Genomic DNA, 22,778 nt, shown 5'->3' with positions numbered 1-22,778 from the left:
TATATAAATTGCTGGTAGGAAGCCGTTGAAGTAAACAGGCTATACGATATTAGTTAATACACAACGATGAAAGAATTTTCAAATCACCATATAGACACTTCACAATTGCCTTCAATTGATGAAGTGTCTTTTTTGGCATTAGACCCTAAGTATAAAAAAGTGGTCGTGATTAATGCAACGCTAGTTTCTCTGATTATCATTGGTGCTGGACTGATTTTTTATTGGTGGGATTTTAAGATTGAAAAAGAAGATAATCCTCAAATGATTGCCGCTGTTACTTTGGTGGCTGCTGTTGTAATAGCATTATTTGTATGGGTGATTTCAATCTTGGGTTTTTCGAAAAAAAGCTATGCTTTTAGAGAGCACGATGTTATATATAGAAGTGGTATTATACTTAAAAGAGAGATCGTAATTCCTTATAATAGAGTGCAACATGTAGCATTACATGAAGGAATGATTTCAAGAATGTATCAATTAGCAGCTTTGGAGTTTTATACCGCTGGAGGAGCGAGTGGAGATTTAAAAATCCCTGGAATTCCAAAAGAACAAGCGGAGCGAATCAAACAATTTATTGTAGATAAGGTTCATCAGGTTCATTTTGACAACAAGCCTGAAATAAGCGATAGAGCAGAAGAAAATCAACCTGAGAATAAAGATATTTCAACAACAGATGGAGAATTTTAGCCAACCCCAAAGGCAATCCAAAATCGGTATTATTGCTCATTTTCTCTATGCCCTACAAAAGTTGCTAAGGGCTTTTGTACCTCTTTTAATTATTATCTTATTAAAAGCAGAATCTCAAACGCGTATATATGTGGTTTTGGTCAGTGTAGTATTGTGTATATTACTGTTGGTCATGGCTTATTTAAATTTTAAAAACTTCTATTTTTATATCCGGCCGGAGAGCAACGAATTTATCGTTGAAAAAGGGGTGTTCAATCGATCGAAGATCATGATTCAACTCGAAAAAATTCAGCAGGTCAATATCAATCAAAGCTTTGTTCAAAAGTTGGTTGGTGTTTTTGCGGTCGAAATCGATTCAGCCGGTGGCTCAGGAAAGGAAGTTATGATTAACTCGGTCAGTTATGACGTTGCTGTAGCACTCAAGCATTGTTTATTGGAACATGCTTTAAGTGTTACTTCTGATAAAGAGGTGTATTTGACTAAAAATAAAGCTGATAAAGATATAAAAACAAGTAAAATAAGTATGGGCAGTTTGATTAAGGTGGGGTTAACCTCACGATATATTCAAACTTTTTTGATTATTTTATTGTTTTTAAATACCATTTACGAGCAGGTAAGTAATTATCTAGGCGATCGTTTTGAAGTGGATCCCGAGCAGATGGAGGCCTATGTCAATCAATATTGGATCGGCTATGTTATCTTGTTTTTTGCTATACTTTCCATACTTTCTGTATTGGTCATTAATTTGATTCGTACATTGTATAAGTTTTACAACTTTACCATAGTTAAAGAATCGCATTCACTTTTATTGAGTTTTGGGTTGTTGGCTACTCGCAGCACGATTATCAGGCCCAATCGCGTTCAGATTATTAAAACAGTTCAGAATTATTTTCAAAAAAGGTGGGATATACTTCAGATTCATATACGTCAGGTAGCTGGAGAAGAGTCTGATAAACAAAATAAAAAATCTGCCTTAGAAATCCCAGGCTGTTCTGCTGTAGAAAAAGCGGATTTATTTCAAATGATTTATGGCGAACAACCCGTTGAAGGTGTAGCGCTTAAATCGAGTAATCGTTTTTTTTGGATGCGTTTTTTCTTTTTTGGGTTATTTCCCATACTACTATTTTTATTATTCTTTAGAGATTATATCGCCAGTAGGGAGTGGTATGCAATTATGCCGTTGTATCTGATATTGGTATCGGCAGTGAGCTATCGGATGTATCGCGTTCGTACGTTGTATATCCATCCACAATTTATCGTGATAAAAAGGGGATTTTGGGATATTTCTAAAGAAATTATCGAGCCATACAAAATTCAGAAGATCGAGACCACGCAGTTTTTCTGGCAACGAAACAGTGATATAGGTGGTGTTAGTTTATATACCGCAGGAGGAGTACTTCGATTTAACAGTGCCAAATATTCTGAAATCAAAAAATATGTAGATTATTGGTTGTTTCAAATAGAGACATCAACAAAAAATTGGATGTAGATTATAATTATATAGAAGATGACAAAAACTAAAGCTTGGATTAACGCCGCTCGTTTGAGAACATTGCCGTTATCGGTTTCAGGAATACTGGTGGGTAGTGCTTGTGCATTTAATGCAACCCATACAATGAGTAACTATTGGTGGATTTTTTCCTTAGCCATGCTGACCACTTTATTACTACAGATATTATCTAATTTTGCTAATGATTATGGCGATGGGGTTAAGGGAACAGACAATCATACCCGGGTTGGGCCACAAAGAGCGGTACAGAGCGGTATCATTTCAGCAGCTGAGATGAAAAAAGGGGTTGTTATAACTGCGATTTTGTCCTTACTGTCGGCGGTATTGTTGATTTATGTTTCCTTTGGTAGCGAACATTTTATGACATCCATTTTCTTCTTTGTTTTAGGAGTCGCTGCAGTTGCAGCAGCAATTAAATATACAGTAGGGAATTCGGCTTATGGCTACAGAGGATTAGGAGATTTGTTTGTTTTTATCTTTTTTGGGTTGGTCAGTACTCTGGGGTCTTATTATCTCTATACACAATCTTTCGGATGGTTAGAGATTTTACCGGCAATAGCGATAGGTAATTTGAGTATAGCTGTTTTAAACCTCAATAATATGCGCGATAGAGAATCGGACCAAGCGTCTGGTAAAAACACGCTAGTGGTCTTATTAGGGGCTGAAAAGGCCAAAATTTATCATTATACTATTGTCGTTGTGGCGCTTCTTGCTATCTTTATCTATGCGATTGTTATAGAGATGCTGTGGTATCGCTTTATGTTTGTCATTGCTTATTTGCCTTTTATCAAACATTTAGTCGTAGTAATCAACAATAAAGATCCTAAAAAATTGGATCCAGAAATGAAAAGAGTCGCTTTGGGAACCTTCTTTTTGGCACTTTTGTTTTCGTTGGCTTTAATTTAAAATTTAATCACTATAAATACCTAACTACCTATGAAAATTACTTATTATGGACACGCGTGTTTGGGCATTGAGATAGAGGATATTCGTTTGATTGTCGATCCTTTTATTTCGGGGAATCCCAAAGCGAAACACATTAATTTGGAGTCTATTCAAACCGATTATATTTTACTTACTCACGCACATGGTGATCACGTATTAGACGTCGAAGCCATCATCAATAACAATCCGGAAGCCGTTATAGTTTCCAATGCTGAAATCACGGATTACTATGCGGACAAGGGCTTTCAGACACATCCGATGAATCATGGAGGATCGTGGAAATTTGATTTCGGTAAGCTTAAATATACTATTGCGATACATTCGAGTTCCTTTCCCGATGGAACCTATGGTGGACAACCGGGTGGTTTTGTCATTGAAAGTAAAAATAAAAATATTTATATCGCAGGAGATACCGCTTTGACTTTTGATTTTAAGTTGATACCGATGCGAACCAAACTGGATTTAGCTATTTTACCTATAGGTAATAACTTTACCATGGGCATTGACGATGCGGTGATTGCTTCTGAATTTTTAGAGTGTGATAAAGTAATGGGGTATCACTATGATACGTTTGGATATATTGAAATTGATCACGAATATGCGGTGAAAAGATTTTATGAGAAGGGCAAGGACTTGATGCTTTTGACTATTGGCGAAGCCATAGAGCTTTAACTGACGAATCGGTGTATAAAACGCCCTATCTGCAGATTAAAGTCTTTTAAAGTCTTCATAATTCAAGGCTTGATAGTTTGTCTAGTCTATTCAGTCACTAAATCGGATTAAAAATTACGATACTACTACTTATGAAATTATCCTACCAACGGCACGACTTAAATTTTAAAAAACCATCAGGTACCTCTAGGGGTATACTAACTCAAAAGGAAACTTGGTTAATCAAGCTCGAGAGCGAAGGGAAAACAGGGCTGGGGGAATGCGGTATTTTGCGCTCATTGAGTTTTGATGACCGACCGGATTATGAAGCTACTTTGGAATGGGTGGCAAATAATATTCATTTGGGATTGGATTTATTATGGGAAAAACTATTGGAATTTCCTTCGATTCAATTTGGATTAGAGCAGGCTTTTAAATCGTTGGAAAGCGATGATGGCATGATTCTTTTTCCTTCGGATTTTACGTCGGGAAAAGCGGCAATTGCTATTAATGGTTTGATTTGGATGGAAGATGAGGCAGGTATGAAAAGTCAAATAGACGATAAGATAAAAGAGGGGTTTAATTGTGTAAAACTCAAAATTGGCGCCATAGATTTTGAGTCAGAATTGCGTCTTTTACGTTATATTCGAACGCAATTTACAGCTGAAGAAATCGAATTACGCGTTGATGCTAACGGCGGTTTTGATTATAGTGACGCTTTAAATAACCTATTTAAGTTATCTGAATTTCAATTACATAGTATCGAACAACCTATTAAAACAAAACAATATGACAGCATGGCAGAGTTATGTGAAGCCACTCCTTTGCCTATCGCTTTAGATGAAGAGTTGATTGGAGTGATAAAATTTAACGATAAGAAAAAACTATTGGATAAAATACAACCGCAATTTATCATTTTAAAGCCGAGTCTAGTAGGTGGATTTCGCGGTTGTACCGAATGGATTGAATTGGCAGAAGCTCGTGGAATCGGTTGGTGGATTACCTCAGCACTCGAGAGTAATATTGGACTAAATGCTATAGCTCAATGGACTTTTACACTAAACAATAACATGCCGCAAGGTTTGGGAACCGGTAGCTTGTATACCAACAATTTTGAGTCTCCCTTAGTGGTTCAAAAGGGACAACTCTGGTATGATCCGTTTTTAAAATGGAGTTTGCCTAGTTGGAGGTAAAGCGGTTGTCATAGGGCATTCATTTTTTGATGCTATATAGATGTTTGCTATATTATTAAAGGTGTATTGTTCCGATCAGTGGAAAGCGCATTGTAGTTAATTTAAATTAAGTTTTTATATCTAATAAAAACTGTATTGCGAAGGAATCAAATAGTGATAAAAGCTTCTAAAGTTAATACCATTACGGTTTATTTATTAGAATAGAAATAATCCAAAAAAAGCGACCAAAGTTTTAGTCGCAATTGCTAAGTAGTATTACTGGTAGAATACATTTGATTTTCGGTTGTTTGCTTAGAAAGAAAAAAACTATACCCAAACCAAAGCGTTAAGGAACTAAGAAGTCAACACCTTACTAACGGTTAATGTTGATTTCGAGTGTCTTTTTTAAAGTACAGCAGGGTGTTCTTAAAAAATTCAACATATTTTTATCGATAATTACTTATTTTATATTCAAACAACTGCAGTTTATAACACTACAATGAGAGTGTATAAACTGCATCGGCATTTAAAAAAAATGCTATAAATCACAAAAAACACTATTCACTCCTCATTATGCTACTTGTTAAACTTCTAGAATCTAGTTAAACTTAGGTTATTTCGTATATTTCTCCATTTTTATAAAAATATTAATTATCTATTTTTAGGTACATATATGTTTTAATAGTGTCGATTATTTTTGATTAAATTATTAATTTATAAATTTTAGTAAAAATTTATGATTTTTTTATTTTCATAATATAGTGTTTTTTTTATTTTTATCTAGAGTCTTTTTTACAAGAATTCTTTTTTAGCTTAATAACACATGTTTTTATAAGGGATATATATGAGATAAAAATCAAAGAGTATGGTCACGAGAAGTATTTTACAACAGTTCTTTTTTTATATGTTAGTGGTATTGTGTCATGCAAAAGCGTATGGACAACAATATACTATAAAAGGAAAAGTTGTTAATATGGATTTTCAGCCTGTCGATTTAGTCCATGTTACTTTAATAAAAGAGGATGACAACTCTCCAATAGTTGTATTGACGGATGGGGACGGGCGGTTTATTGTAACAGTTGAAGAGGGAAATTATACCTTGATACTAGAATACTATGGCTCTGAGTTTTTAAGGAAAGAGCTGATTTTTACAGAGGATATCGATCTTGGGACGTTTGAAATTGATGTGGCTCTAATGCTTAATGAACTGACCATTAATGTCGCTAAAAAAATAATTGAGCGCAAGGTCGACAGACTGGTGTTTAATTTAGAAAATTCTGTAATCGCAAGTAGTGGAGATGTGTTAGATGCGTTAAATATTACTCCTGGAATTCTTGTCCAAAATGGACAGATAAGTATGGTTGGAAAAAGTAGTATGGGGGTCATGTTAAATGGGAGAATCATTAATTTAGCAGGGGATGATTTGGTCAATTTTCTTAAGAATTTAAGAACTGAAACAATAAAAAGTATTGAAGTTATTTCAAGTCCTTCCGCGAAATATGATGCTCAGGGCAATAGTGGCTTAATCAATATTATAACTAAAGCGGAACAGAAGGACAGTTTTCACAGTACTCTAAGCACTACTTTATCACAATCAAAGAGTTCGACCGCAAGCGTTGGAGGAAACTTAAATTTTCAAAAGAATAAATTAACGCTTACCTCTAGTATCAATTATTCGAATGGGAGTTTTCAACCATATCAAGCATATACTTTAAATTATCCGAAATATATATGGAAGGAAGAAAGTTTTAAGCTAAACTATCTAAATAACCTCGTAGGTCGATTTTCAGTAGCCTATAAAATTAATAATAGGTTAAAAATAGGAGGAGAGTACTCTCTTTCAAATAGCTTACCACTAACAAAGACCATTAACAGCTCCTTGATTTACAATAATATTGGTGTTTTAGATTCAACAATTGTGACTAATTCAAGGATTGACTCACATAGATTAACAAAGGTATGTAATGTTTTTTCGGTAATTGAAGTCGATACTTTTGGCCGAAAAATAAATTTGGATTTCGATTATTTAAAATACAATTCCGCAACAGAAAATATTTTTGGAAGTAAATCTTTTTACGTTGATGAAATAGTGAACCCATCACAGCATTTTTCTGCACTCAATAAAGGAAATCTTGACATAGAAATCTTGACATCTAGAGTGGATTTTGAATATCCGACAAATTGGATTTATCTAAATTTTGGAACTAAACTCAGTTTTATTAATAATAAAAGTGATGCATTCTTTTTTGATAGCACATCTGGAAATTCGATTTTAGATCCAACTAAAAGTAACGTATTTATTTACAAAGAAAATACACAAGCTTTTTATTTTTCAGTCAGAAAGCAAATCTCTGAATTTTTAACACTTAAAGCTGGTTTTAGAGGAGAAAACACCCTACTTGAAGGGCACTCCCTTACCATAGATCAAGTTAATAATTCTAATTATTTTAAACTCTTTCCTACCTTTTATTTGAATTACTCGAAGGTGTCAAACAAGTCTTGGGCTTTAACTTATAATAAGAGAATTAACCGCCCGTCTTATAATTTATTAAACCCTTTTAGATTTTATAGTACTTCTTTTAATTATACGGAAGGAAATGCATTTTTGCAACCTTACTATACTAATAATATAGAATTGTCCTATATGTACAACAGTTTATATACGATGCTGTATGCGAGTTTTATAAACAATGGATTTGATCAGGTTGTTTTTGTAGAGCCGGATTCCTATTTCCAAAGAGTTATTCCTATAAATTTTTATAATCAAACAAGTGCCGGATTATATCAGAGTTATGGATTCAATCTAAAAAGAATCTGGGATAGTAGAAATAATATTAGTTTATTTTATAAAAAGACAACTTCAAATACGGTCACAGTACCGGATATTGAGGCTTGGACATTTAATTTTAGTACGACCAATTCATTGAGATTAGACCAGCAAAATAGGTTTAGATTCGAATTGATTTACAAATATAATTCTCCTTCAGTTGCAGGGAGTTACCTATTATCTGCCTATCATCAAATAGACCTTGGATTTAGGATGCTTTTTTTGAATAATAAATGCACCTTAACGGTGAATGGTGTGGATATACTGAAAACAAATAGAAAAACATTTTCTCAAACAGTTAATGGAATCAGTCAACATAATTTCGATTATGCCGATATTAGAAGAATAAGGCTGAGTCTAGCTTATAATTTTGGTAAAAGTTTTAAGATGAGTAAGAAAGAAGAGGTTATTAAAGAAGAAAAACAAAGGATTAACTAAGAAATTTAGTCATTTGATTTTTTAAATAAAAACATACTTGCGCGAGTAGATATGGGCGAAACGGTAGAGCTAATCCCTAACTATGGTTCCATTGTTTAATTTAAATTTATAAGAAAATGAACAGAAAATTTTTTTTAGAAAAGAATGATTTGAAAAAAGCTGAAGAATCATTATCTAACCTGAACAACCCAACCTTAAAAACGAATGCTTTAATGGTATTTAAGTTAGGTGGTGCTATGGATTCAATTCCTCCTTCTTGGGGAGAATCCTGGGGAGAATCTTGGGGAGAATCTTTTGGACGAAATGTACAAATTAGCCAGCAGTTGATTTAATTAATTTTAAAAGGCGTAGCTGTTGAGCAGAACAGCTACGCGTTTTAAACTATAAATAGAAAATTAGATATGGAAAATTTATTTATACATTCTATAGTTTTAAAAATTGCAAGTAGATGTAATATAAACTGCAGTTATTGTTATATGTACAATATGGGAGACACTTCTTATCTTACACAACCAAAAGCTATTTCAACTAAAACTATAGATCAATTGTGTTTAAGAATTAAGGAACACCGGGTAGAACATAACGTGAAAGTGTTTAATATATATTTGCATGGAGGCGAACCTTTGTTAGTAGGAAAGGAAAAATTTATTAGTATTGTTGAAAAGTTAAAGGGGTTAGAGGATAGTAATTTTAAAATAAAATTATCTATACAAACGAATGGAATGTTAGTAGATCGCGAATGGTGCGATATTTTTATAAAATATTCAATTACCGTTGGAATAAGTCTTGACGGAACGAAAGAGTATAACGATGCTAATAGGCTCGATTTTAAAGGTAATGGTACTTATGATAGAGTAGTAAAAGGGATTGAAATATGTAATTATAAGCTTAAAAATCATCCTTTTGGAATACTTACTGTATTGAATACCAATTCAAATCCTACTTCAACTTACGATCATTTTAAGGATCTTGGGATTTTAGGTTTAGATTTCTTATTATTAGATGAGAATTATGACCAATTTGATGCCCTTAATATTGGAAAGTCTGCGCAATGGCTGATTGAGGTTTTCGAACTATGGATCATGGAAAAAGACTATTTGTCAATTCGTTTTTTTGAAGTTATTATAAGAGCTGTTTTTGGAGGATCCTACCACGTTGATTTGTTAGGGAGCTCTACAAATAATGTTTTAGTCGTTGAAACAAATGGAGCAGTAGAGGCGGTAGATGTTTTAAAAATCTGTGGAGAAAAATTCACAAAGAATGATCTAGACGTATTTAAAAATCAATTTAATGATGCCTTACATAATAATTTAGCTAAAATTTACTACAATAGCGGGAAATACCTACCAAAAAAATGTCTTGCATGTCCGGTTAATTCAGTTTGTGGGGGAGGGTTTATAGCGCATAGATATAGTTCTAAAAATGGATTTAATAATCCTTCTGTTTATTGTGAAGATCTATTGAGATTAATTACTCATATTCAGAATAGGGTAGTAGATGAAATTCCGGAAGAGATAAAGAATGATACGGGGATTGAAAAGCTAACTTTTGAAGAGGCAAACCAAATTATTTTGAACGAATTGCCGCTTATTGAGGAACCGGATTATATTGACCTTTTAGAAAGTTTCCGAAAAATTGAATATGCGTAAAAAAAATATCCCTTTTATAAAACAATTAGATAGTCAAGATTGTGGATTTGCTTGTATAAAGATGCTTGGAAAATTCTTTAATAAGGATTTCGAGTTAAGTGAAGAGGTAATTGATACTACAAATATTCTTAAACAAGGAATTTCAGTTTCTGACTTAAGTTTGTTCGCAAATGAAGTTGGCTTTGAATCCTTAATAGTGAAAATCGATTATGAAACAACAATTAGTAATGTTGTGTTACCAGCTATTTTTTTTTGGAATCAAAATCACTTTATCGTTGTTTATAAAATAAAAAACAATAAAATTTATGTGGCTGATCCTGCTTTCGGAAAAACCATTTATAGTATAGAGGAGTTTCTTAAAGGATGGACACAAAATGAGAAAGAAGGTGTCATTTTGCTACTGGAATCAACTGAAAAAATACGTTCGTATAAAAAGCTGAGCACTAAACGAGAATTGAATTTAGATTTTATTAAAAAACATTTACACAGATACAAAATTCATTTTTTAGTGATTTCATTTACACTGTTATTATCTATAATAATCGAGTTGATTTTTCCTTTTTTTACTAGACAAATAGTAGATAAAGGGGTGGTTTTAAAAAATGTGAATTATGTATATCTAATATTAATAGCACAAGTTGTTTTATTTATAAGTAAAATAGGATTAGAGTTTTATCGATCGTGGTTATTTATCCACATTAGTAGTAGAATTAGTTTATCTATAGTATCTGAATACTTAAAAAAACTAATGGCATTGTCCTTAAAATATTTTAATTCAAGAAATATAGGTGACTTGATTCAGCGGGTTAATGATCACAAAAGAATAGAACAGTTTTTATCAAAGGAGCTAATTCAAATTGTTTTTTCAATTCTTAGCCTTATTGTCTATTCATTAGTGCTACTGTATTTTGACGTAAAAATATTTTTAGTCGTTTTAATTTGTACGTTGATAGAAATTACTTGGATTTTTAAATTTCTCGAAAAAATAAGAATAAACGATTTTAAAAATTTTGCATTGCTCTCAAGAGAACAAAATAAAATCTATGAGATTATTAATGCTGTTCAGGAAATAAAGTTGAATAATTTAGAGGAAGAAAAAAAAGAGGAATGGCAGTATATTCAAAGAAATTTATATGTGAATAAGCTTGAAAAACTTAAATTGGATCAAAAGTACGAAGCTTATAGATTTATAAATTTTTTTCAAACTATAGTCGTTATTTTCTTTGCTGCTATGGCAGTCATAAATCAAACAATGACTATTGGGACCATGTTGTCTGTTATGTTTATTCTAGCAGGGATGAACGGTCCAATTAGCAATCTATTGAATTTTTTTTTACACATAAAGCTTGTTAAGGTAAGTTTTGAAAGATTGAATGAAATATACAGTAAGAAAGAAGAAGAAAATAAATCAAGTGTAAAACAGCTTCCTAACATCAAAGATATAAAGTTGAATCATGTCTCTTTTACCTATGGGCATAAAGATTTTGTGCTACGGGATATTAGCATCATAATTCCAAAAAATAAAACAACTGCAATTGTTGGTGTAAGCGGAAGTGGGAAAACAACACTTTTAAAGTTGCTTTTAAAGTTCTATAATCCTCAAGAGGGTTTTATAGAAGTAGGAAAAAATTTATTAGAAGATTTAGATAATCAATTATGGAGAGGTAAATGCGGTGTTGTATTGCAAGATAGTGTGATTTTCTCCGATACTATAAAATATAATATTTCATTAGAAAAAAATCCAGACTATATCAAATTGGATCACGCTATAAAATTATCAAATATCACGGAATTTGTAGATTCGTTAACATTGACAACCGATACTATTATTGGACCGGAAGGGCTTCAAATTAGTCATGGACAGAGACAACGCATATTAATAGCACGAGCAATTTATAAAAATCCCGATTATTTATTTTTTGATGAAGCTACCAATTCTTTAGATTCTCAAAATGAAAAGATTATATTGAATAATATCAATGATTTTTTTAGCAATAAAACAATGATCGTTGTAGCTCATAGGTTGTCTACAGTAAAAAATGCAGATCAAATTTTAGTATTAGATAAAGGTCGCGTATTAGAAGCTGGAACACACGACGATTTAGTTAAGATGAAAGGGATGTATTTTAATTTAATTAGTAATCAATTAGAATTAGGTCAATGATGAAAAACGATAATCAAATTTTAGGAGATATACCAAAATCATTAGTAATTATTGGATTTGTAATCGGTATTGTTTCCATGTTCTTGATAGCGATTGTATTATTTATTATGTTTTATTAATATATCCTATAAGGAAAAATAATGGGTATTCTTGGTGAGTCACGCTATGAATAAGAAATTTCAGTAATTACAAGGAGAGTGAGTATGGTATTCGAAGGCGAACAGGAATAAGATACAAAAAAAAACCGCTGCATCCATAAAGGACACAGCGATTTTCTCAAACAAACTAAACTTATTTTAATGTTTACTAGAAACAATATTCGTTTTTCTCTACCAATTTGGTAGCTATAATTTCTCTTAACTTGGCAACATTAGGTAAGTTGGTGTATTTAGTAAACCTTCTCAATCCCATTAACATCATGCGTTGCTCGTCGTCTTCAGCAAAAGAAGAAATACCTTCTTTACCTTTTTCGATGATGATATCTACAGCGTGATACAAATACAATTGAGCCATAGCAATTTGTTCTGTTATTTTATCTTGACCTTGTGCTTTAGCCAGCTTTTCGGTTCTTAAAATACCGCTTTCTGCCATGTAGATCTCGATTAACATATCAGAAGCTGCCATCAACAACTGTTGGTGTTGATCTAGATCGGGTCCGTATTTTTGTACAGCGCTACCAGCAACCATTAAAAAGGCTTTTTTCAAATTGGCAATGATTTGTTTTTCTTCGGCAAATAATTCTGAAAAATCTGGAGTATCGAAATCGGGAATTCCAATTAATTCTTCACTAACTTTCATAGCCGGTCCTAGTAAATCTACCTGACCTTTCATAGCCTTTTTAATCAACATACCCACGGTTAGCATACGGTTGATTTCGTTTGTTCCTTCGTAGATTCTTGAAATACGAGCATCTCTCCAAGCACTTTCCATCGGTGTGTCTTCTGAGAAACCCATTCCTCCGAAAATTTGGATTCCTTCATCAGCACAATGTTGAACGTCTTCGGATACCGCTACCTTTAAGATAGAACATTCTATAGCAAATTCCTCAACGCCTTTGAGTTCTGCCTCTTGGTGAGAGTTTCCTTCTGCAATTCTCGCCTTGATACGATCCTCTATACTCGCTGCAGCACGATAAGAAGCACTTTCACCGATATAACAATTGGTTGCCATTTCGGCCAATTTACTTCTGATTGCTCCAAATTGGGCGATAGGAGTTTTAAATTGGATGCGTTCATTGGCGTAAGTAACCGATTGAGTAATTAATCGGCGTTGTGAATCCAAACAAGCAGCAGCCAATTTGATTCTACCGATATTAAGGGCGTTCATGGCTATTTTAAAGCCGTTTCCGCGCTCCGAAAGCATGTTCTCTACCGAAACCTTAGTGTCGTTAAAAAACACCTGACGCGTAGAAGATGCGCGAATACCTAATTTGTGTTCTTCTTCGCCTAAGCTAATACCGTTACTCGGATCGTTTTCCACTATAAATCCGGTGATGTTTTTATCGTCACCAATTCGAGCAAATACGATAAACAATTGGCAGAATCCTGCATTGGAAATCCACATCTTTTGTCCTGTTATTTTATAATGTTTTCCATCGTCGGAAAGTACCGCTTTGGTTTTACCTGAATTAGCATCGGATCCCGCTTCTGGTTCGGTCAAACAATAGGCGCCAAACCATTCACCAGTAGCTAATTTCGGTACGTATTTTTTCTTTTGTTCTTCTGATCCATAAAGGGTAATCGGCATGGTTCCAATTCCCGTATGTGCTCCAAAGGCTGTCGAAAAAGATCCCGTTGCGCCTGAAATATAATCACATACTAACATGGTTGAAACAAATCCCATCCCCAATCCTCCGTATTCCTCCGGAACAGCAACTCCTAAAAGTCCCAATTCTCCTGCTTTTTTCATACAGTCTTTGGTGAACTCGTAATCTTTCTTTTCAAAACGCGATTTGTTAGGCCAAATTTCCTTATTGACAAACTCCTTGACAGAGTCGCGCATCATGATTTGCTCTTCAGAGAAATCCTCTGGAGTGAATATGTCTTCTGAGCGGGTTTCTTTTACTAAAAATTGTCCGCCACGTGTGATGTTTTCCATGGTAATATGTTTTTTAATTTTTGGTTCATAGTTTTGATAATTTGGAAGGAAGTTACACTCTTAAAGTGCAAAATCGAATTCAATATTATCGTCGGTTTGTATTTCGTGAGAACACGAATGCTTTAAATCTTCGTTTTGATTACAATAATTCATAAATCCCGGCAGCTCCCTGTCCGGTACCTACACACATGGTAACCATACCGTATTTTTGTCCGCGTTTTTTCATTTCATCAAACAATTGAACGGATAGTTTTGCGCCCGTACATCCTAGGGGATGTCCTAAGGCAATAGCACCACCATTGACGTTGACAATGTCTGGATTAAGTCCCAATTCGCGAATTACAGCCAAAGATTGTGAAGCAAAGGCTTCATTGAGTTCGATTAACTCTATATCTTTTAATTGTAGTCCTGCTTGTTTCAGGGCTTTTGGAATGGCTTTTACCGGTCCCATCCCCATGATTTTTGGTTCTACACCAGCTGCCGCATAGTTGACTAAACGAGCAATTGGTTCTAAATTCAATTCTTTGACCATTTCTTCAGACATAATCAATACAAAGGCTGCTCCGTCGCTCATTTGAGAGGAGTTTCCGGCGGTTACACTTCCGTCAGCGGCAAATACCGGTCTTAATTTAGAAAGGGCGTCGATGGAGGTTCCAAGGCGTGGTCCTTCATCTTTGGCTACCGTATAAGATTTCGTCGCTTTTTTTCCGTTTTCGCCAACATATACTTGATCAATAGTAATCGGGACAATCTGTTGGTCAAATTTTCCTTCTGCTTGTGCTTTTAATGCTTTTTGGTGAGAGTGGAAGGCAAACTCATCTTGGTCTTCTCTGCTAACGTTAAATTGTTTGGCAACGGCTTCTGCGGTAAGACCCATTCCCCAATAATAACTTTCATTACCCGCTTTGGCAACTTGATAGTCTGGAGTGGGTTTATAACCTCCCATAGGGATATAACTCATGCTTTCTGCACCACCTGCTATAATACAATCGGCCATACCGGATTGAATTTTAGCCGTAGCCATACCTATGGTCTCAATTCCAGAGGCACAATATCTATTGACTGTCACTCCGGGTACATCGTTTATCTTTAATCCCATTAACGAAATTAAACGCGCCATGTTTAATCCTTGCTCTGCTTCAGGCATCGCATTTCCTACCATCACATCATCAATACGACTGCGATCAAAATCGGGTAGGGATTGCATCAGGAATTCTATGGTTTCTGCTGCCAATTCATCAGGTCTTTTAAATCGGAATACACCTTTTGGGGCTTTTCCAACCGCCGTACGATAGGCTTTTACTATATATGCTGTTTTCATATTCTCTTGGTTTTAGGGGTTTGCTAGACTTGTTATCCGATTAATTGCGTAAGGGTTTTCCTTTGGTTAACATAAATTGAATGCGCTCTAAGGTTTTGCGTTCGCCACAAAGCGATAAAAAGGCCTCGCGTTCCAAGTCTAATAAATATTGCTCCGATACTAAGGTGGATTCCGATAAATCACCACCGGCCATAACATAAGCCAATTTATTGGCGATTTTCTTATCGTGTTCAGAGATATAATGACCCGCTTGCATGCTGTCTGTACCTACTAGGAACATTCCCAAGGCCTGTTTTCCCAGTACTTTTATATCTTTGCGCTTGATCGGTTGGGTATATCCCGCTTGTGCCATTAACAAAGCGTGTTTCTTTGCTTCAGCGATTTGACGATCGCCGTTGACTACCACAACATCTTTTCCTTTTTGAAGTATTCCCAAATCATAAGCTTCGTAGGCTGAGGTCGAGACTTTAGCCATAGCGATTGCCATAAAATATTCTTGTAAGACATTGAGTTCAACGTCATTTTTTCTAAAGGTATCAGAGGCTCTAAGGGTCATCTCCTTACAACCACCACCACCGGGGATTAATCCAACTCCAAATTCAACCAATCCTATATAGGTTTCTGCTGCAGCTACAACCTTATCGGCATGCAAACTCAATTCACATCCACCACCCAATGCCATTGCATGGGGAGCAGCGATAACGGGAATTCCCGAATAACGAACGCGCATCATGGTGTCTTGAAAAGTTTTAATAGCGATGTTGAGTTCATCGTAGTCTTGTTCTGCAGCCATCATAAAAATCATGGCGAGGTTAGCACCCGCAGAGAAATTAGCACCTTGATTTCCAACAACGAGTCCCTGGAAATCACGTTCTGCCAAATCGATGGCTTTGTGAATCCCACTGATAACACCTCCGCCGATAGTATTCATTTTAGAATGAAATTCCAAATTGACAATACCATCTCCCAAATCAATTAAGGAAGCGTCTTTGTTTCCCCAAACTTTTTTAGTGTCTCTTAAGTTGTTTAAGATGATAAAGGAGTCCTGTCCCGGAACTTTTTTATATGATTTAGTCGGAATATCATAATAATAGGTTGCACCGTCTTTTATGGTATAAAAACTATTTATACCCGATTGCAACATATCTTCTACCCATTTGGAAACGGTTTTGTTTTCGGCCTTTAATAAACCTATGGCTTTTTCAACACCTATGGCATCCCAGATTTCAAAAGGACCGTTTTCCCATCCAAATCCCGCTTTCATAGCGTCGTCGATTTTATATAAATCATCGGTGATTTCGGGAATGCGGTTGGAAACATAAGAAAACATATCAGAAAAACTCTTGCGGTAAAATTCACCTGCTACGTCTTTACCTTCTACTAATACTTTAAAACGATCAATAGGACGATCAATGGTTTTGGTCAATTCAAGAGTGGGGAAGGCTGTCTTTTTAGGTTCTCTATATTCCAGGGTGTTTAAATCTAAACCCAGTATGGTTTTATCTACTTTTTTATAAAAGCCTTGTTGTGTTTTACTACCCAACCACTGGCGATCCATCATCGTTTGTATAAAAGCAGGTAGTTTAAACAATTCGTGGGCTTCGTCTTCCGGACAGTTTTCATACAAACCGTTGGCGACATGAACTAAGGTGTCTAAACCAACGACATCTACCGTTCTAAATGTAGCGGATTTTGGTCTGCCGATTACCGGACCAGTTAATTTATCCACATCTTCAATCGTTAATTTTAATTCTTGTACCAGATGAAACAAACTCATGATACCAAAAATACCGATTCGATTCCCAATAAAGGCTGGGGTATCTTTAGCGACTACAGCGGTTTTACCTAGATATTGTTGGCCATAGTTATTTAGAAATTCTAAAACAGCTGTATCGGTTTTAGGACCGGGAATAATCTCAAACAATTTTAAGTAACGAGCTGGGTTAAAAAAGTGCGTACCACAAAAATGACGTTGGAAATCTTCACTTCTGCCTTCACTCATAAAATGAATCGGGATTCCGGATGTATTAGAAGTAATTAAGGTTCCCGGTTTGCGGTATTTTTCAATTTGTTCAAAAACCGATTTTTTGATATCCAATCGTTCTACTACAACTTCTATAATCCAATCGACATCCTTGATTTTAGGTAAATCATCGTCAATATTTCCAGTAGTTATTCTGCTAGCAAAGGAAATGTCATAAATAGGAGATGGTTTTGATTTTAAGGCTGTAGTCAAATGCATATTTACATTTCGGTTTCTAACACTCGGATCTTGTAAGGTCAAACCCTTTTTCTCCTCCTCTGGAGTCAATTCGCGAGGAATGATATCAAGAAGTAAAACTTCTACACCGATATTAGCAAAATGACAAGCAATACCAGATCCCATAATACCAGATCCTATTACTGCTATTTTCTTAATTAGTCTTTTCATGTTATAAATATTCTTTTTGGTTTCTAAGTTCTTCTATAAATTTAACCATTATAAATCAAACTATTGTGGTAGTTATGTTATTTAATGTTAAGCTTTTAATCTTCGACGTTAAAGATGGATTTGTTGTTTACCATTTCTGTTATGGTTTCTGCAACTTCCATAAAAGTTTGTATTTTTTCTTCGCCAATATGTTGTCTAATCGTTTCGTTAAACTTTAAAACACCAGCTTTAGATAATGCTCTTTTCTCCAATCCTAATGGAGTCAATTTGATAATGACTCCTCGGCCATCGTTAGGATTTTTTTTTCGAACAATGAGTTTCTTTTCCTCCATGTTTTTTAAAGTCCGCGTCAAACTTGTTGCTTCCATTCCCATATTGGGACCTAAGGCAGTAGAGGCAGTGCCTTTTTCACGGTCTATACTAAGCAGTGCAAAAGCAATGGCCATTGTCGCATCGTATTTTCCAGCCTCATCATTGTACATCCTAGCAACCGCCTGCCAAGTAGCTCTAAGTATATAATCAATTGTTTTGTCTTTCATCTGTGTGTGGCTGTGGTTTTAATTATTTTATCGCTGTGCACATTAATCGAAATTGGTGTTAAAAAAACTAACACTTATTTTAGTGGGCATTGGCTTAAAAAATAATTGATTATCAAATATAAAAAAAAATAGTATGCGCGCATACTATTTTAGGTTAAAAATTATCGTTAAAATGTATTATCATTATTTTATATTACTCGCGATATATTTTATCATACAGTTTTTGATACATCTGTATGATGATTTTACGTCTTAATTTTAGGGTAGGAGTCAATTGGTTGTTGTCAATAGACCATACATCAGGCGTCAACTCAAATCGTTTGACCTGTTCCCATTTACCGAATTGTGAGTTAAATTTTTCTACTTCTTGTGAGATTCTTTTAATTACCTCGGCATTTGTACTGATTTCCAAGTCGGTTTTTCCGATATCTAATTTTTTTCTAGAGGCCCATTCTTTGATAAACTCAAAGCTTGGCTGAATTAGTGCAGCAGGCATTTTCTCACCTTCGCCAATAACCATGATTTGTTCGATGAATCGAGATTGTTTCATGATATTTTCTATCATCTGTGGGGCCACGTATTTTCCACCAGAAGTTTTAAACATTTCTTTCTTACGATCGGTGATTTTTAAGAAACCTTCTTCGTCTAGAATTCCGATATCGCCAGTATGGAAATAACCGTCTTTCATTTCTTCTTGGGTTTTTTCAGGATCTTTGAAATATCCCATCATAACATTCGGCCCTTTACAGAGTATTTCACCGTCCTCAGCTATCTTAACTTCTATATTACTAAGTGGCTTTCCAACAGTGCCTATTTTAAAGCCGTGATTTCTCATGTCGTTGACTGAGATTACCGGAGAAGTCTCTGTTAAACCATAACCTTCCATTACGGGAATTCCAGCTGCAGTAAAGATTCTGGTTAGTCGGGATTGCAAAGCGGCACTTCCTGATACGAGTAATTTCAATTCTCCACCTAAGGCATCCTGCCATTTGGAGAATATAAGTTTTTTGGCAATACCGAGTTTAAATTCATACCACCAACCGTTTTTTTGATACGGTTCATAAGCAAAGCCCAAATCCATAGCCCAAAAGAATATTCTTTTTTTAATGCCCGTTAATTGAGTTCCTGTTGCATAAATTTTATCATAGACCTTTTCGAGTAATCGCGGTACTACAGTCATGACTTGAGGTTTGACCTCTTTGAGGTTTTCAGTCATTTTCTCTATGGATTCCGCATAGTAAATGGATACACTATAGTATTGGTATAGATAGATGATCATACGTTCAAAAACGTGGCAAATCGGTAAAAAGCTCAAAGCTCTAAAATTGTCCTCATAATTAAAGGGAACGCGTTCTGAACTACCGATCACATTGGAGAGTATGTTTTCATGTGAAAGCATAACTCCTTTTGGTTTACCCGTAGTTCCAGAAGTGTATATCAGTGTAGCTAAATCATCTGGAGCTATAGCTGCCATACGTTGTTCTACCTCCGCTTGGTTGGAGGTGTCCTTACCCAATTCAAAAAGCTCTTTCCAGTTTTTGCATCCAACAATTTCATCAAAAGAATAAATTTCTTTAAGATTAGGAAGATCGTGTTTTACTTGCATTAACTTATCGTAAATCTCTTGATCGGACACAAAACAATATTCCGCTTCGGAATGTGTTAATATGAAATGATAATCTTCCGGTGCTATAGTAGGATAAATCGGTATGTTTTGCGCGCCTACTTGTAGTACTCCAATATCCAAAATACTCCAATCCGTTCTGTTATTTGAAGAAATAACGGCAATTTTAGTATTTACCGCTATTCCCATTCTAAGCAAAGCTCTTGATAGGGTGTTGGCTTTAGAGATATACTCCTCGGTAGAGGTTTTTACCCATTTCCCATTTGTTTTGGTAACAAAAGCATCAGAGAGTTTATGTTGTTTTAATTGTAAATAAGGAATATCAAAAAGTCTGGTAGGTGTTGTCATGATTTTCTAAATTTTAAATGCAAAGTAGTGAAAAAAAACTGATTTTATGGCTCCTTGGTTGCGTTAATCTTGAGATTTGACAAAAGCAAAAAAGAGGTTTATTTCGCCTTGTTTTGGCCGTTGTTTCAAAAATTTGTACACGGGTGCTATGCTAATATAATAAAAAATTAAATAAGGTGGAAACCGTTAGCTATATCATAGCAGAATTTTATGATTTTGTATGGTTTAAAAATAGAGAGTTACGAACTTTTGTTGGGCTTGGGAAAAGGAAATGGAGTACTTTTTGTTAATTATATAGATAAAATAGTAATGGGGATTTATTTTGCTAAGCTCAAATTCCATTGAAGTACACGTTTAGAAAACCTTGACAACTGCTTAGTTGAATTGATTTTTATGCCGATCTATACAAGTTTTACTTACCTTTGTGTTCCAAATAAAAATAGTTATATGAATAATGCTAATTTTAGAATTAAAGAATTGTTGGTTTTGGGGTATAGAATCTTTCTAGCCTTCTTTTTTTACTTTATAGCTCGTACTTTGTTTTTTGCTTACAATTCGGATTTGCTCAATGTGAGCTCGGTATCTGAATTCTTTAAGTTGGCGTATCACGGACTAACTTTTGACCGTACGGCTATTTTCTATGTCAATGCACTTTTTATATTGTTGTCGATACTGCCTTTATGGATCAATACCCGTAAAAGTTTTCAAAAAGTGTTATTCTATATTTACTTCGTATTTAATCTATTAGCCTATGCTACCAATTTTATAGACTTTATTTATTATAAGTTTATTTTTTCAAGAACTACTATGGCTGTAACAGCTACTTTAGAACATGAGTCTAACAAAGGGGTTTTGTTTTCTAAGTTTTTGATACACTATTGGCATGTATTTGCTCTTTTCTTGATTACTGCGGCCCTTTGGATATTTTTATATAAAATGGTTAAAATCACGCCTGTTAAGACGAAATATAACAAACCCGTGTATTTCGGTACATCAGTTGTCATTTTCCTTGTAGTTGGAGTAGGGATGTTAGCCGGTATCCGGGGAGATTTACAAAAGAGCACCCGACCATTAAACATGATTGATGCCAATAGGTATGTGCAAAAGCCGGAACATGCCGATTTGATTTTGAATACGCCGTTTTCGTTGATTCGAACTTTTGGAAAAACCAGTTTTAATAAGGTTGAATTTCTATCGCAAGAGGAACTAAAGAAAAACTTGAGTTCTAAAAAGTTTTATACCAACCACGAGCCTTCCAAACCCAATATTGTATTATTCATTACTGAAAGTTTTTCCAGAGAATATATCCAATCGTTTAATGAAGATATGAATATTCCCAATTATGTGGGGTACGCGCCATTTATCGATTCCTTAGCGCAACATAGTTTGTATTTTACCAACGCATTTGCCAACGGTAGTAAATCTATTCATGGGGTATCTTCTGTCATTGCGGGTATACCATCGTTTAAAGATGCCTTTACCTCATCTCCGTATCCAAAACAAAAAATCGAGTCATTGGTTTCTACTTTGAAAAGCGAGGGATATGATACTTCTTTCTTTCATGGAGCAGCAAATGGGTCTATGGGATTCTTAGGCTTTTCAAATATTTTGGGTTACGACCATTATTACGGGAGAACGGAATTTAATAATGATGAGGAGTTTGATGGAGTATGGGGAATATGGGATGAGCCTTTCTTTCAGTTTGTCAAACAAACTTTAGATAAAAAGCAACAACCTTTTTTTAGTACTATTTTTACGGTTTCCTCACATGAGCCATATAGTGTTCCAGAAAAATACAAAGGGAAATTTCCAAAGGGAACACAGCCTATTCATCAAACTATTGGTTATACGGATTACTCGTTTAAGAAATTCTTTGAAGCAGCAAGTAAAGAGCCTTGGTTTAAAAACACCATATTTATCATTACTGCCGATCACACCAACCAAATAGAATATAAAGAATATACCAAAATTGTTAATAGGAGTGCAGTTCCGATTTTAATATACACACCCGATGGCCGTTTGCAAGGGAAAAGAACGGACTTAGCGCAACAAATAGATATCTATCCTACGGTATTGGATTTAATCGGTTACAACAAGCCATTTAGAAGTTGGGGTAGGAGTTTGGTAGGGGATAATCAAGTAGAACCTTTTACCATTAACTATATTGCGAACCAGTATATTTTCCAAAGAGGAAAGTATATCTGTACGTTTGACGGACAAAAGGTGACGGGTTTTTATGATATTAAAGATAAAGCTTTGGCAAATAATTTAATTGCGAATAAAAATGCAGAGATGGAATCTTTAGAAAAAGCTTGTAAAGCTTTTTTACAAGACTATTTCGAGCGAATTATCGATCGTAAATTGGATAAGTAAATCCT

General features: G+C 34.7%; 15 protein-coding genes. 10 read left to right on the top strand and 5 right to left on the bottom strand.

Annotation, left to right across the window (positions count from 1 at the left end):
- Positions 1-66: 66 nt before the first annotated feature.
- From KO524_RS02010 to KO524_RS01970, 9 genes are all read left to right on the top strand, one after another.
- Complete coding sequence (locus tag KO524_RS02010; protein ID WP_219288976.1) at positions 67-684, top strand: PH domain-containing protein; 618 nt, start codon at positions 67-69, stop codon at positions 682-684.
- Positions 671-2,173: a PH domain-containing protein gene (locus KO524_RS02005; protein ID WP_219288973.1), complete on the top strand. Its 1,503-nt coding sequence runs from the start codon at positions 671-673 to the stop codon at positions 2,171-2,173. Before KO524_RS02010 ends, KO524_RS02005 begins: the two co-directional genes overlap by 14 nt.
- Before the next feature lie 18 nt (positions 2,174-2,191).
- Positions 2,192-3,100: a 1,4-dihydroxy-2-naphthoate octaprenyltransferase gene (gene menA / locus KO524_RS02000; RefSeq protein WP_219288968.1), complete on the top strand. Its 909-nt coding sequence runs from the start codon at positions 2,192-2,194 to the stop codon at positions 3,098-3,100.
- Between the two features lie 30 nt (positions 3,101-3,130).
- Positions 3,131-3,811 carry a metal-dependent hydrolase gene (locus tag KO524_RS01995; RefSeq protein ID WP_219288965.1) on the top strand — a complete coding sequence of 227 codons (681 nt, stop codon included), beginning with the start codon at positions 3,131-3,133 and terminating at the stop codon, positions 3,809-3,811.
- A gap of 131 nt (positions 3,812-3,942) precedes the next feature.
- Entirely contained in the window at positions 3,943-4,983 is a 1,041-nt protein-coding gene (locus tag KO524_RS01990) for an o-succinylbenzoate synthase (RefSeq protein WP_219288962.1), read from the top strand.
- Between the two features lie 844 nt (positions 4,984-5,827).
- Complete coding sequence (locus KO524_RS01985; protein WP_219288959.1) at positions 5,828-8,227, top strand: outer membrane beta-barrel family protein; 2,400 nt, start codon at positions 5,828-5,830, stop codon at positions 8,225-8,227.
- A 116-nt stretch (positions 8,228-8,343) separates the two neighbouring features.
- Positions 8,344-8,559, top strand: a complete 216-nt coding sequence (locus KO524_RS01980) for a hypothetical protein (RefSeq protein WP_219288956.1) — start codon at positions 8,344-8,346, stop codon at positions 8,557-8,559.
- A gap of 69 nt (positions 8,560-8,628) precedes the next feature.
- Positions 8,629-9,876, top strand: a complete 1,248-nt coding sequence (locus KO524_RS01975) for a radical SAM protein (RefSeq protein ID WP_219288953.1) — start codon at positions 8,629-8,631, stop codon at positions 9,874-9,876.
- Entirely contained in the window at positions 9,869-12,040 is a 2,172-nt protein-coding gene (locus KO524_RS01970) for a peptidase domain-containing ABC transporter (protein ID WP_219288949.1), read from the top strand. The genes KO524_RS01975 and KO524_RS01970 overlap by 8 nt, the downstream gene beginning before the upstream one ends.
- Positions 12,041-12,346: 306 nt before the next feature.
- Here KO524_RS01970 and KO524_RS01965 read toward each other — a convergent pair whose 3' ends face one another.
- The 5 genes from KO524_RS01965 to KO524_RS01945 form a co-directional block, all read right to left on the bottom strand.
- Positions 12,347-14,137: an acyl-CoA dehydrogenase family protein gene (locus KO524_RS01965; RefSeq protein ID WP_219288946.1), complete on the bottom strand. Its 1,791-nt coding sequence runs from the start codon at positions 14,135-14,137 to the stop codon at positions 12,347-12,349.
- 139 nt (positions 14,138-14,276) lie between these two features.
- Positions 14,277-15,458 carry an acetyl-CoA C-acyltransferase gene (locus tag KO524_RS01960; protein WP_219288943.1) on the bottom strand — a complete coding sequence of 394 codons (1,182 nt, stop codon included), beginning with the start codon at positions 15,456-15,458 and terminating at the stop codon, positions 14,277-14,279.
- Positions 15,459-15,498: 40 nt separating this feature from the next.
- Complete coding sequence (locus KO524_RS01955) at positions 15,499-17,889, bottom strand: 3-hydroxyacyl-CoA dehydrogenase/enoyl-CoA hydratase family protein (protein WP_219288941.1); 2,391 nt, start codon at positions 17,887-17,889, stop codon at positions 15,499-15,501.
- 95 nt (positions 17,890-17,984) lie between these two features.
- Complete coding sequence (locus KO524_RS01950) at positions 17,985-18,428, bottom strand: MarR family winged helix-turn-helix transcriptional regulator (protein ID WP_219288937.1); 444 nt, start codon at positions 18,426-18,428, stop codon at positions 17,985-17,987.
- A 193-nt stretch (positions 18,429-18,621) separates the two neighbouring features.
- Positions 18,622-20,400 (bottom strand): long-chain fatty acid--CoA ligase, encoded by a 1,779-nt coding sequence (locus KO524_RS01945; RefSeq protein ID WP_219288922.1) that lies wholly within the window; start codon positions 20,398-20,400, stop codon positions 18,622-18,624.
- Between the two features lie 447 nt (positions 20,401-20,847).
- Here KO524_RS01945 and KO524_RS01940 point away from each other — a divergent pair, with 447 nt between their 5' ends.
- Positions 20,848-22,773 (top strand): LTA synthase family protein, encoded by a 1,926-nt coding sequence (locus tag KO524_RS01940; protein WP_219288919.1) that lies wholly within the window; start codon positions 20,848-20,850, stop codon positions 22,771-22,773.
- The last annotated feature ends 5 nt before the right edge of the window (positions 22,774-22,778 follow it).

This window comes from Flavobacterium sp. NKUCC04_CG (assembly GCF_019345525.1).
Classification (GTDB): Bacteria; Bacteroidota; Bacteroidia; order Flavobacteriales; family Flavobacteriaceae; genus Flavobacterium.
The sequence above is the reverse complement of the archived record's forward strand: the minus strand, read 5'-3'. Positions and strand labels throughout refer to the sequence as shown.

Excerpts from the sequence above, each read along its gene's own strand:
- KO524_RS02010 (WP_219288976.1), top strand. The coding sequence starts at position 67 with ATGAAAGAATTTTCAAATCACCATATAGACACTTCACAATTGCCTTCA.
- KO524_RS02005 (WP_219288973.1), top strand. The coding sequence starts at position 671 with ATGGAGAATTTTAGCCAACCCCAAAGGCAATCCAAAATCGGTATTATT.
- menA (WP_219288968.1), top strand. The coding sequence starts at position 2,192 with ATGACAAAAACTAAAGCTTGGATTAACGCCGCTCGTTTGAGAACATTG.
- KO524_RS01995 (WP_219288965.1), top strand. The coding sequence starts at position 3,131 with ATGAAAATTACTTATTATGGACACGCGTGTTTGGGCATTGAGATAGAG.
- KO524_RS01990 (WP_219288962.1), top strand. The coding sequence starts at position 3,943 with ATGAAATTATCCTACCAACGGCACGACTTAAATTTTAAAAAACCATCA.
- KO524_RS01985 (WP_219288959.1), top strand. The coding sequence starts at position 5,828 with ATGGTCACGAGAAGTATTTTACAACAGTTCTTTTTTTATATGTTAGTG.
- KO524_RS01980 (WP_219288956.1), top strand. The coding sequence starts at position 8,344 with ATGAACAGAAAATTTTTTTTAGAAAAGAATGATTTGAAAAAAGCTGAA.
- KO524_RS01975 (WP_219288953.1), top strand. The coding sequence starts at position 8,629 with ATGGAAAATTTATTTATACATTCTATAGTTTTAAAAATTGCAAGTAGA.
- KO524_RS01970 (WP_219288949.1), top strand. The coding sequence starts at position 9,869 with ATGCGTAAAAAAAATATCCCTTTTATAAAACAATTAGATAGTCAAGAT.
- KO524_RS01965 (WP_219288946.1), bottom strand. The coding sequence starts at position 14,137 with ATGGAAAACATCACACGTGGCGGACAATTTTTAGTAAAAGAAACCCGC.
- KO524_RS01960 (WP_219288943.1), bottom strand. The coding sequence starts at position 15,458 with ATGAAAACAGCATATATAGTAAAAGCCTATCGTACGGCGGTTGGAAAA.
- KO524_RS01955 (WP_219288941.1), bottom strand. The coding sequence starts at position 17,889 with ATGAAAAGACTAATTAAGAAAATAGCAGTAATAGGATCTGGTATTATG.
- KO524_RS01950 (WP_219288937.1), bottom strand. The coding sequence starts at position 18,428 with ATGAAAGACAAAACAATTGATTATATACTTAGAGCTACTTGGCAGGCG.
- KO524_RS01945 (WP_219288922.1), bottom strand. The coding sequence starts at position 20,400 with ATGACAACACCTACCAGACTTTTTGATATTCCTTATTTACAATTAAAA.
- KO524_RS01940 (WP_219288919.1), top strand. The coding sequence starts at position 20,848 with ATGAATAATGCTAATTTTAGAATTAAAGAATTGTTGGTTTTGGGGTAT.